Source organism: Enterobacter sp. EC_50, from assembly GCF_019584525.1.
Classification (GTDB): Bacteria; Pseudomonadota; Gammaproteobacteria; order Enterobacterales; family Enterobacteriaceae; genus Enterobacter; species Enterobacter roggenkampii.
In genome coordinates this window covers 1-10955 of the sequence record NZ_VDAF01000045.1, presented here as the reverse complement: position 1 = coordinate 10955, position 10955 = coordinate 1, and the positions used below count along the sequence as shown (strand labels likewise).

13 protein-coding genes are annotated in these 10955 nt (G+C 52.9%); 6 read left to right on the top strand and 7 right to left on the bottom strand.

The window, feature by feature from the left end:
- Positions 1-99, top strand: a 99-nt coding sequence (locus FHC48_RS22490; protein ID WP_000641146.1) for an IS1 family transposase, incomplete at its 5' end; no start/stop codon positions are given.
- 681 nt (positions 100-780) lie between these two features.
- A complete protein-coding gene (gene uspC / locus FHC48_RS22485; protein WP_008500414.1) occupies positions 781-1209 on the top strand; it encodes a universal stress protein UspC in 429 nt (142 codons plus the stop codon).
- Positions 1210-1224: 15 nt separating this feature from the next.
- On the opposite strand, the gene otsA is transcribed toward uspC, so the two are convergent.
- The 5 genes from otsA to araF form a co-directional block, all read right to left on the bottom strand.
- Positions 1225-2649: an alpha,alpha-trehalose-phosphate synthase gene (gene otsA, locus FHC48_RS22480; RefSeq protein ID WP_220418972.1), complete on the bottom strand. Its 1425-nt coding sequence runs from the start codon at positions 2647-2649 to the stop codon at positions 1225-1227.
- Positions 2624-3427 (bottom strand): trehalose-phosphatase, encoded by an 804-nt coding sequence (otsB, locus tag FHC48_RS22475; RefSeq protein WP_032652519.1) that lies wholly within the window; start codon positions 3425-3427, stop codon positions 2624-2626. The genes otsA and otsB overlap by 26 nt, the downstream gene beginning before the upstream one ends.
- A gap of 176 nt (positions 3428-3603) precedes the next feature.
- Positions 3604-4593: an L-arabinose ABC transporter permease AraH gene (gene araH, locus FHC48_RS22470; RefSeq protein ID WP_171843394.1), complete on the bottom strand. Its 990-nt coding sequence runs from the start codon at positions 4591-4593 to the stop codon at positions 3604-3606.
- An 11-nt stretch (positions 4594-4604) separates the two neighbouring features.
- Entirely contained in the window at positions 4605-6119 is a 1515-nt protein-coding gene (araG, locus tag FHC48_RS22465; RefSeq protein WP_008500410.1) for an L-arabinose ABC transporter ATP-binding protein AraG, read from the bottom strand.
- Between the two features lie 71 nt (positions 6120-6190).
- Complete coding sequence (araF, locus tag FHC48_RS22460) at positions 6191-7180, bottom strand: arabinose ABC transporter substrate-binding protein AraF (protein WP_008500409.1); 990 nt, start codon at positions 7178-7180, stop codon at positions 6191-6193.
- Between the two features lie 788 nt (positions 7181-7968).
- Between araF and FHC48_RS22455 the strand changes: the two genes are divergently transcribed.
- Together FHC48_RS22455 and FHC48_RS22450 are read left to right on the top strand one after the other, a co-directional pair.
- A complete protein-coding gene (locus FHC48_RS22455) occupies positions 7969-8472 on the top strand; it encodes a non-heme ferritin-like protein (RefSeq protein WP_008500408.1) in 504 nt (167 codons plus the stop codon).
- A gap of 156 nt (positions 8473-8628) precedes the next feature.
- Positions 8629-9972, top strand: coding sequence for an anaerobic C4-dicarboxylate transporter (locus tag FHC48_RS22450; RefSeq protein ID WP_008500406.1), 1344 nt, complete (start codon positions 8629-8631; stop codon positions 9970-9972).
- A gap of 42 nt (positions 9973-10014) precedes the next feature.
- Here the strand turns inward: FHC48_RS22450 and FHC48_RS22445 are convergent, their stop codons facing one another.
- Positions 10015-10266, bottom strand: coding sequence for a DUF2766 family protein (locus FHC48_RS22445; RefSeq protein ID WP_008500405.1), 252 nt, complete (start codon positions 10264-10266; stop codon positions 10015-10017).
- A 107-nt stretch (positions 10267-10373) separates the two neighbouring features.
- Entirely contained in the window at positions 10374-10457 is an 84-nt protein-coding gene (gene azuC / locus FHC48_RS22440; RefSeq protein ID WP_014884364.1) for a stress response protein AzuC, read from the bottom strand.
- A gap of 234 nt (positions 10458-10691) precedes the next feature.
- Between azuC and FHC48_RS22435 the strand changes: the two genes are divergently transcribed.
- A complete protein-coding gene (locus tag FHC48_RS22435; protein WP_220418974.1) occupies positions 10692-10868 on the top strand; it encodes a hypothetical protein in 177 nt (58 codons plus the stop codon).
- Positions 10869-10896: 28 nt separating this feature from the next.
- The coding region (locus FHC48_RS23870; RefSeq protein WP_097491765.1) for an IS1 family transposase at positions 10897-10955 on the top strand (59 nt) is incomplete at its 3' end.

The window sequence follows — 10955 nt, the reverse complement described above, 5'->3', positions numbered from 1 at the left end:
CTGGCACGGCTGGGACGGAAGTCGCTGTCGTTCTCAAAATCGGTGGAGTTGCATGACAAAGTCATCGGGCATTATCTGAACATAAAACACTATCAATAAGTTGGAGTCATTACCGAAACGCGTAAGAGAGGAAACGCGAATGCGTCTCTTACATGTTTTATCATTTCTTACAAATAACTAAGATTTTTCCTAATTCGACGCAAACTCTACTCGTCAGTTTTGACACATACAATCCAGCCATCCTCAAATTTAAAAAAAATGTGATCTACGTCACACAATTTAAGTGAATATGACCCATAAATCCATCAGTATGACTTGTAATTTGTTCAATTATTAACCAATCGACACTGTTTTGTATTCTTAATTGACGAATACTCATGCAGAAGGGGGATCAGAACTGGCATGCAACGTGCTTTTCCTCGGGTGGACGTCGCGCGGAAACATTTACATCATTCACCCCTCCGGGAAACATTTTTCTTACTGTGAAAAAACATAGAGTTATGCAGGCAGCCCAAAAAAGATGTTTCAGGGCGTGATCATTCGAAATGATTTTGTAACGCATCAAAACGATTCAACAGTCAAGGCATAAAATTGTGTGATTTACGTTAAGTTGTTAATTTTTTTCATTTAGGCGCATTTTTCAGTTATTCTTCTTATAAGAATAATTAATGAATAATTATGATAAGCTTCACACTAATGTCGTAATCAGCCCTTGCAGAACCCGGAAAATCGCGGTAAAGGTGATCAAACGCTGTCAGTCAGACACCCAAGGAGTGCGCCATGAGTTACTCCCATCTACTTGTTTCTGTTGCCGTTTCCCCAGAAAGCCATCAACTCGTCGCCCGGGCAGTTTCCATTGCCAGACCTCACAATGCCCGCATCAGCCTCATCACGCTTGCGGCCGAACCCGAGATGTATAATCAGCTGGCTGCCCCCATGCTGGAGGATATTCGTGAGGTACTTCAGGAGGAAACGCAGCAATTTCTGCGCGAGCTGGTCGAAAAGGCACACTATCCTGTCTATGAAACTGTAATTGCGACAGGAGAACTTAATGCCCATATTCTCGACATGTGTCGTAAACAGAATATTGATTTAGTGATATGCGGGAATCATAACCACAGCTTTTTATCGCGCGCGGCCTGCGCGGCGAAATCCATTGTCGCATCAAGTCAGGTTGACGTGTTATTAGTGCCGCTTGGGGGGCGTTAACCCCCCAGGGAAATATCAGGCAAGTTTAGGGAAAGTTGCGATCTTTTTTTGTAAATCGCCTTCATGGCTTTGTGGGGCGATATCGCGGAGATCCTGAATAAAACGCGCCTGCCAGTGGTTAATATCGTTCTTCCGGATCGTCTCCATCATTTCAGCATGGCGGGAAATACGTTCCGTGAGCGGCATGGTGAGCGCGCGGTTCAGGGCATTCGCCACGTCATCGCGATCGTAAGGGTTCACAATCAGCGCCGAGGTAAGCTCATTTGCGGCCCCGGCAAACTGGGATAGCACCAGAACACCCGGAACGGCGGGGTCCTGCGCTGCCACATACTCTTTCGCGACCAGGTTCATCCCGTCGCGCAGCGGCGTCACCAGGCCGACGTCCGCGTAGCGGAAGACCTTCATCAGGATCTTGCGGTCGAAGTGCTGATTCAGATAAAACAGCGGCGTCCAGCCCAGTTGACCGTAACGGCCATTAATGCGCCCGGCTTCTGTCTCCAGCTGATGGCGAATATCCTGATAGGCCTGAACCTCACCGCGCGACGTCGGCGCAATCTGGGTATAACGGATTTTACCGTGATGCTCCGGATATTTATCCAGCAGCGTCTCATACGCCAGGAAGCGTTCCGGCAGCCCTTTAGAATAATCAAGACGCTCGACCGAGAAGATATTTTTCACGTGCTTGAGTTCATTCTTAAGCTGCGCCAGCTTCGGCGGCAGCGGGCCGGAGGCCTGCTCCGCGATTTCGTCAGGTTCAATCCCTATTGGATACACTTCGGTGTGGAACGTTTTTCCCCACGCCGTATGGGTTTTCCCGCCTTTGGTCACCAGACGCGCTTTCCCTGACACGGAGTCCAGGAATGCCAGGCGGTCATTTTCCGTCTGGAAGCCCAGCAAATCGTAGTCACACAGCGCTTCCAGCAGCTCTTCATGCGGCGGCAGCGCGGTAAAAATTTCCGGCGTCGGGAACGGGATGTGCAGGAAGAAGCCAATCCGGTTATTCACTCCCCTCTTTCGCAGCTCTCTGGCGAACGGCAGCAGGTGATAATCGTGGATCCATAAAATATCGTCTTCCTCTATCAATGGCAGCAGTTTATCCGCCAGCAGCGCATTCACGCGCGCGTAGCCTTCGAAGGATTCACGCTGGAATTTGACCAGGTCAAGACGATAGTGAAACGCCGGCCACAGGACGGCATTCGAGAACTGCGAGTAATACTCGTCGTAGTCTTTCTCTTTCAGTGCAAACGACGCCCACGTGATATTCCCGCGCGTCACTTTTTTGAGCGGTTTCTCTTCTTCACTGATTTCTCCGCTCCAGCCAAACCACAGCCCGCCAGCGGCTTTCAAGGCACCTAACACCCCTACCGCCAGGCCACCCGCACTGGCTTTTTTATCATCAGGCGGTGCGATTCGGTTAGAGACGACGACTAAGCGACCCATAATGGTTTCCCCCTTTGTTTTGCGCTATTTGTTGTTGTTGCTGGTTAGCGATATCAGATACCCACTGCCAGACGCTGGCGACATCCGCCAGCCGCCATTCGGCGACAGTGTCACCAGGCCCTACCTTAACGGCGATCCCTCCGGCCTGATTAACCACACGAAACCCGGCCTCGTCGGTCAGGTCATCCCCTAAGAAAACAGGCGTCCGGCCCTTAAATGGCGCCTCCGCCATAAAGGCGGCGATGGCAGCGCCTTTATTAATCCCCTTCGGCTTTAACTCCACGACGCATTTGCCCGGCTGCAGCGCCAGCTGTGGATGCGCATCCGCAACCGTCTGAGCAAGCGCGAGCACGGCATCTCCGTGCTGCGGTGCCTGGCGATAATGCAGGGCAAAGGCCATGCCTTTGGCTTCCAGCTCGGTGCCAGGCAGGTCGGCCAGCGCAGCAGAGAGCCGCTTCTGGAGCGTTTGCGTGAGTGCGTCGGGGAGTGAAACGATATGCGTTTGATCATGGATGTCGCGGCGCTCCGCTCCGTGTACACCGGCCAGCGGAAAGTGGTATGGACTGGCGAGCAGATCCAGCTCGGCCATTGAGCGCCCTGATATCAATGCCAGTGCTCCCTCATTCATGAGCGAGAGCTGATGCAAATCCTGTAACACCGCCTCCGGAATAGACACCTGATCGGGGTGCGGTTTTATCCCGGCGAGCGTGCCGTCGAGATCAAAAAAGAAAGCATAATGTCCGGGCAGTACAGGCGGTGCGGTTAACAAGTCAGCCACCCTTTTCCTCCTTACGGTTGACGAGAGGTAAACGCCTTTACCTCTTTCATAGCCATGTAAGTATAGACAGTGTGACGTCGCTCGCCATTTGACAACCGCCCCGCCAGTTTTACTGGCGGGGCGGTGAAGGGGTCAACTATGGTTATAAGTTGAGCAATAAAAGAGGTGCAAAACGGTTACACGGTACGCTTCGCTTTTTGCTTGTAACGGTCGAATATCACCGCTGCCAGCAGGATCAGACCACGCACCACGTACTGCGAGAACGGCGAAATATTCAGCAGGTTCATGGCGTTCTCTACCGTGCCCAAAATCAGGATACCGGCCACCACATATGAGATTTTTCCGATGCCTCCCTTGAGGGAAACGCCCCCTAACACGCAGGCCGAAATAACGATCAGCTCATAACCAATAGAGGTCATTGGCTGGCCGCTGGTCATACGCGACGCCAGAATAATCCCCGCCGCGGCAGAAACGAGCCCCGAGAGCACAAAGATAATAATCTTGGTGCGCACCACCGGCACCCCGGCCAGACGGGCGGCCTCTTCGTTACCGCCAATCGCCAGCGTATTACGGCCAAAGGTGGTCCGGTTAAGCAGGAAGCCGAACAGGATCAGGCAGGCCACGGTCAGCCAGATAGGCGCAGGCAGACCCAGCCAGTTGGCGTAACCCAGCGTAAAGAAACGCTCGTCTTCAATCCCCACCGCTTTACCGTCGGAGATGATATAGGCCAGCCCGCGGACAATTTGCATTGTCGCAAGCGTCGTGATCAGGGCGTTAATCTTCAGGCGCGCGATAACAAAACCGTTCACCAGGCCGCTGATGACGCCGAGTAACAGACCGGCAAAAACGCCAATCCACAGGCTCTCCGTCATGTTGATCACCACGGCCGTCGTAACGCCTGCACAGGCAATCACCGACGCCACCGACAGGTCAAAATCGCCGGAGGCCAGACAGAACAGCATCCCGCAGGCCACCATCCCGGACATGGAGATGGCGAGACCCAGCCCCTTCATATTAATGAAGGTGGCAAAGTTGGGGACAAAGATCGCGCAGGCGACGAACAGTGCGGCAAACACCACCAGCATGCCGTACTGATCCCAGATACGCCCAACGCTCAACGCCGACTTCGACTTCGGCACTCCGGATGTAGTAACAGAGGACATCATTAACTCCTTACTCAGGCGACGGCCTGGCTAACTTTAGGCATGGCGAGGTTCAACGCCTGTTGTTCATTCGCCTGTTCATGAAGTAATTCGCCGGCAATTTCGCCTTCACGCATCACCACAATGCGGTCGGCCACGCCCAGCACCTCCGGCAGATCGCTGGAGGCGAAAAGCACCGCCACGCCGCGTTTTGCCAGCTCATAGATCACGTTATAAATCTCGTGTTTTGCCCCCACGTCGATACCGCGCGTCGGCTCATCCAGTAAGATGACCTTCATGTCCTCCGACAGCCAGCGGCCCAGAATGGCCTTCTGCTGGTTTCCGCCTGACAGATTCATGATCAGCTGTTCCGGACCCGGCGTTTTGATATTCAGTGAACGAATATGGTGGTCGGCATTGCTCGACTCCCAGCTATCGTTTATCAGGCAACCTGCGCGAATAAACTTACGGCGGGCGGAAATATTGATGTTGTCGCGTACCGAGTGCACCGGAATAATGCCCTCTGCTTTCCGGTCTTCCGGACAGAGCATCATTCCCGCCCCGATCGCGTGGGCCGGTTTCTGAATGTCTACCCGCTCGCCGTCAATGGAGACCTGCCCATCGGTAATACGGGTACCGCCGAACAGCCCTTTCATCAATTCGCTACGCCCCGCGCCTACCAGACCAAACAGGCCGACGATTTCACCGCTGCGTACGGATAACGAAATCGGCGTTCTGACGCCCGGCGCTTTTACGCTATCGAGGCGCAGACGCTCAGGGCCGTACTGGCGAGGCTGCCAGTGATAGATATCACCCAGATCGCGTCCGACCATCGCCTGAACAAGCTGGTCATGGTTCACCTGCGCCATGTCGGTAAAGGTGCGCACATAGCGTCCATCTTTAAACACGGTGATGGCATCGCTGAGAGCAAATATCTCTTCCATGCGGTGCGAAACGTACAAAATCGTCCGGCCTTCCTGACGCAATTCGCGGATCACGCGGAACAGATTTTCGATTTCCCGCTTAGAGAGCGAACTGGTGGGTTCATCGAAGGCAATTATTCTGGCGTTACGCGCCAGCGCCTTGGCAATTTCAACCATCTGCCACTGGCCGATGGAGAGATATTTCAGCGGCGTCTGGGGATCGACGTCCAGCCCCAGGTGTTTTAGCTGCAGCCCCGCTTCATAATTAAGTAGCGAACGATTCACCACGCCGCCTTTGTGCGGGAGCTGTCCTAAATAGATGTTTTCCGCCACGGTCATCTCAGGGATGAGGTGCAGCTCCTGATAGATAATGGCCACCCCGGCATTGAGCGCCGCCGTGGTATCGGCAAAAGAGACCTCTTCGCCGCGGATCGCCAGCGTGCCGGTTGTTGGCGAGTAGTTGCCGCTGAGGATTTTCAACAGCGTGGATTTTCCCGCACCGTTTTCCCCCATCAGGGCGTGAACCTGGCCGGCATAGCAGTCGAAGCTGATATCGGTCAGCGCGTTCACACCGGGGAAGGTTTTCCCGATGCCGCGAAAAGAGAGATACGGATCAGACTGTCGCATAACGTCTCCGTGATTCCTGTAGTGTGTACGTCAGGCCCCTCACGCAGGATGAGGGGCACAATCACCGCGTATTACTTCCCGCCCAGTCCTTTTTTCGCCAGCTCCTCTTTGAAGTTGTCGCGGGTGATGAGCACCACGTCGGTCACTTCGGTAAATTTCGGCGGTTCAGCCCCTTTGGTGACCCAGTTGTAAAGCATCTCGCTGGATTTATAGCCGTGAACGTCCGGGCTTGGCAGCAGTGAGCCGTAGAAGCCGGTTGCCTGCGCTTTGGACAGCTCGCTGACGGCGTCAACGCCGTTGATGCCAATCCCGATCACGTCAGGTGCCTTGAAGCCCTGACCTTCCGTCGCGCGCACGCCGCCCAGCACGGTGTTGTCGTTCATGCCGACCACCAGCCAGTGTTTGACCTCCGGATGCTGAACCAGCATGGAGTTGGCGGCGTCGAAAGCGCCCGGGATATCGTTAGATTTGGTGGGGACTTTGTAGATCTGTTTTTCCGGGAAACCGGCCGCCTTCAGCGCGTCCATTGACCCGGTTGTACGACGACGCGCCGTGTCCAGCTCATCCGCTGTAATAGCCATCACTGCGGTCTCTTTGACGTCCCAGCCGCGTTTTTGCATCTCTTTATAGAGTTCCTGGCCCTGACGTTCGCCGATTTTTGTCGCGGCCATCATGACCAGCGGGACGCTGTCCATCGGCTTGCCTTTGGCGTTCACGAACTGATCGTCAACGGCAATGACCTTCATGTCGTAACCGCGGGCTTTTGCCGCGATGGCCGAGCCCAGCTTTGGATCCGGCGTACAGATAACGAAGCCTTTCGCACCGCTGGCCGCCAGGCTGTCGATGGCGTTCAGGGTTTTCTCACCGTCAGGCACGGCGATTTTAATCACTTCAAAACCTAAATCTTTCCCGGCCTTATCGGCGAATTTCCACTCCGTCTGGAACCAGGGCTCTTCGGGCTGTTTTACCAAAAAACCGAGTTTTAAATTCTCAGCAATAGCGGATTGTGACATAACGGCAGCCAGACCGATGGCCGCCAACGCTTTAGTAAATTTGTGCATGGTAAACTCCAGCTTTAGCTTTCTTTTCTGTAGGGAATATGTGCGTGCTTCTTATTTAATCGGACTTAAAACAAGGCATTAGCGCTTACCTCGTTATAAGCGTTATTGCTGGTGATAGTTTTAGCGGGAAATTAATCATCCATAAGAGAGCCCCATCACACCGCAGAATTACAGTAATTGCGTACATAAATTCAGCGAAAAATGACATAAAAAAGGCAGTATTTGTCAGACAAATGAAATGAGGGTAAGCAGGATTATCCATAAGATTAGCTAAGATATCCCTGATGCCCCGGATCGGGCCCAAGAACGCCGGACGTCAGAAAAGTGCAGTATGTTTTCCATCAAAAATGCCACACGCACTGAAAATTATTTACTCCACAGAATTTGATTTAGCGCAATTTTATTAATGCACCTGATATACGGAATAATTAATCCGTGATTCATTTTTTTACGGAGCATTATTCCGGTTTAATATTCCCGAAAGAGTAACAGCATATCTCTTCGATAAAAAATGTTGATTATCAGAGGATTATCTAAACACCGATCTATGGCGAGCTAATTGTATTTCTGTACTATATTAAAGTTTGTAATGTATGGTAAACACAGCCAATTTAAGAGTTTTCTTAGACCAAAGACAAGGGTATGCTTATTTATATCGAACACAGGAAGTGAATTTCGGTCGACTTCGTTTACTGCAGAAAGCGTATTTCTGCTCTTTTTCTTCGTACTTGCCTGGTGCTCAGGTTAAGCAACGGACATCACGTCCCACCGTCAATAAGGATATGAGTATGGCTACCCAAACGATGATGCAAAAACTTAACGCGCAGATGAACCTTGAGTTCTACGCCTCCAACCTGCACCTTCACTTAAGTGCCTGGTGCGCTGAGAATAGCCTCACGGGCTCTGCCACCTTCTTTCGCTCTCAGGCACAAAGTAACGTCACCCATATGATGCGCGTTTTTAACTTCCTGAAAGCTGCAGGGGCAAACCCTGTCGTTAAAGCCCTTGATGGGATAAACGAGAGCTACTCTTGTCTGGAAGAACTGTTTCAGAAAACGCTTGAAGAGTATGAACAACGCTGCAGCACCCTCAACAAACTGGCCGATGAAGCCAAAGCGCAGCAGGACATTACGACGCTCAGATTCTTACGCGATATGGATAAAGAGCAGCAGCAGGATGGCCTGCTGCTGAAGACGCTGGCGGATGAGCTGCATAACGCGCAGCAGGCAGGTTTATGTCCTGAGCAAACCGACCGTCACCTGCTCGACATTGTGGCGGTGCAGCACCACTGAGTTTTTGGCCTGCTTCCGTCCCGGGGAGCAGGTCCCCTTCCCCTCTCCAACCTTCTGCTTTTGCTGAAATTTAACAAATCAGATCTGGCTCCCAATGATTAACCACACAACGTGTGATGATTTATTTAATTACATAATCATTGACGAGGGAGCATCATGATCACCATTGAGTTTGTTGTCATTCTCCTCTGCCTGCTGACGGGTACGCGTTTCGGCGGTATGGGGCTTGGGTTAATCAGCGGTATTGGTCTTTTTATTTTATGTTTCGTCTTTGGTCTGCAGCCGGGTAAACCCCCGGTTGACGTCATGCTGACCATCCTCGCGGTGATTGGGTGTGCCGCTACCCTGCAAACGGCGGGCGGTCTCAACGTCATGATGCAGTTTGCGGAACGTCTGCTGCGCAAACACCCGCAGCACATCACCCTGCTCGCTCCGTTTACCACCTGGATGCTGACCTTTCTGTGCGGCACCGGCCATGTGGTCTACACCATGTTCCCGATTATTGCGGATATCGCCCTGAAAAAAGGGATCCGTCCGGAGCGTCCTATGGCCGTGGCGTCGGTCGCGTCGCAGATGGCGATCACGGCCTCCCCCGTTTCCGTTGCCGTCGTGTCGCTGGTGTCCATCCTGGCGGCCCAGCATGGGATCGGCCACGCGTGGGGAATTCTGGAAATTCTCGCCGTGTCGGTTCCCGCTTCACTTTTCGGCGTGGCTATTGCTGCACTATGGAGTTTACGCCGCGGGAAAGATTTGGCGGACGACATGGAGTTTCAGGAAAAGCTAAAAGATCCTAAGCAGCGCGAGTTTATCTATGGCGGAACAGAGACGTTAATGAATCAGCGTTTCCCAAAACAGGCCTACTGGTCCACGTGGATTTTCTTTGCCGGCATTGCCGTGGTCGTTCTGCTGGGGGCCTTCCCTGAGCTGCGCCCCGCCTTTGAACTGAAAGGCAAAATGACGGCGCTGTCGATGAACCTTGTCATCCAGATGATGATGCTAATTGCGGGTGCCGTGATGCTGATGGCCTGTAAGGTCAATGCCTCCGCGATTTCCAACGGCGCGGTATTCAAGGCCGGTATGGTTGCGATCTTCTCGGTATTCGGCGTGGCGTGGATGAGCGATACCTTTTTCCAGGCGCATCTCGACGAGTTAAAGCTGGCCCTGGAAGGCGTGGTGAAAAGCCACCCGTGGACATATGCGATTGTGCTGTTTCTGGTGTCAAAACTGGTGAACAGCCAGGCGGCGGCGCTGACGGCGGTGGCGCCGATGGGGTTGATGTTGGGCATCGACCCGAAAATGCTGATCGCCTTTTTCCCGGCGTCTTACGGCTATTTTGTCCTGCCGACCTATCCCAGCGATTTGGCCTGCATCGGCTTTGACCGGTCAGGCACGACCCGCATCGGTAAATTTATCATCAACCACAGCTTTATTTTGCCAGGGCTGATTGGGGTAAGCTGCGCGTGTGCCGCGAGCTACCTGCTGGTCCAGACGTTCTTCTGATAACATCAAAGGGCGACGCATGCCGTCGCCCATTTCCCTGCGTCAGTGGGACTCACCCTGCGGCGTGAATCGCAGCTCGATCAGCGCGATGGCCTTCTGGATCGCACGAAGCGTTACCGGGTCAGCGGCAGCAGGATGGCTGGCAAAATCGATGTTTTTCAGCTGGGTAGACATCTTCTCGCGCACTTCAACCGGCGCAATCACGTCCAGAACATCCAGGATTTGTTTGATAACCAGCTGGCAGGCGACAACGTCAGAGACCAGTTCCTGATCGGCGCTCAGGTTTTGTGACATGGGGTTTCTCCTTATTTAAAGGCCGCCATAGTATCAAAACACGCCCCCTGACATCTTCCCTTCAACGTCTGCAGGTATAAAAAAACCTGCCGAAGCAGGTTTTTTTATCAGAACATGGCGCCCGGCGGCACGTCTTTGAACGTGCGGCAGTAATTGGCCCACATACTTTTCAGGATTTTGCGCAGTTTCACAGTGATGCTCCATCAACGTGTTGTAAAACTTTATCGTCAATGCGCCTATAATATGACCACCATCACAAAAATCAATGCTTTTGTGATAGAAATCACAATTTAATCAGAATGGGGTCTGATCGCGTTCACCATCGACCCGTTGCGAAGAGTGAGGGCAGATTGTCCGGCTATTCCAGCCATTGCGGCGGGCATCTGCGGGTACGATAACGTATTTCCATCCACTCAGAGCGAACCATGAAAAGAGTCATTGTAGCCGGCACACTCCTCTTGCTCGCGGGGTGCAGCATTAACCGCCAGGCTGAAGTCAGCAGCCTCGATGCGCCGAACGGCATCGTCCGCCTTAACTACGGTCAGGCAGCGCTGCAAAATGCGTATTCCGATGAGGGTGATGCTGCCAACTTACTGATTTAGTGTATGATGGTGTTTTTGAGGTGCTCCAGTGGCTTCTGTTTCTATCAGCTGTCCCTCCTGTTCAGCTACTGACGGGGTGGTGCGTAA

What these genes read in the sequence shown, in the direction of transcription:
- uspC (WP_008500414.1), top strand. Translation starts at nt 781, where the DNA reads ATGAGTTACTCCCATCTACTTGTTTCTGTTGCCGTTTCCCCAGAAAGC.
- otsA (WP_220418972.1), bottom strand. Translation starts at nt 2,649, where the DNA reads ATGGGTCGCTTAGTCGTCGTCTCTAACCGAATCGCACCGCCTGATGAT.
- araH (WP_171843394.1), bottom strand. Translation starts at nt 4,593, where the DNA reads ATGATGTCCTCTGTTACTACATCCGGAGTGCCGAAGTCGAAGTCGGCG.
- araG (WP_008500410.1), bottom strand. Translation starts at nt 6,119, where the DNA reads ATGCGACAGTCTGATCCGTATCTCTCTTTTCGCGGCATCGGGAAAACC.
- araF (WP_008500409.1), bottom strand. Translation starts at nt 7,180, where the DNA reads ATGCACAAATTTACTAAAGCGTTGGCGGCCATCGGTCTGGCTGCCGTT.
- FHC48_RS22455 (WP_008500408.1), top strand. Translation starts at nt 7,969, where the DNA reads ATGGCTACCCAAACGATGATGCAAAAACTTAACGCGCAGATGAACCTT.
- FHC48_RS22450 (WP_008500406.1), top strand. Translation starts at nt 8,629, where the DNA reads ATGATCACCATTGAGTTTGTTGTCATTCTCCTCTGCCTGCTGACGGGT.
- FHC48_RS22445 (WP_008500405.1), bottom strand. Translation starts at nt 10,266, where the DNA reads ATGTCACAAAACCTGAGCGCCGATCAGGAACTGGTCTCTGACGTTGTC.
- FHC48_RS22435 (WP_220418974.1), top strand. Translation starts at nt 10,692, where the DNA reads ATGAAAAGAGTCATTGTAGCCGGCACACTCCTCTTGCTCGCGGGGTGC.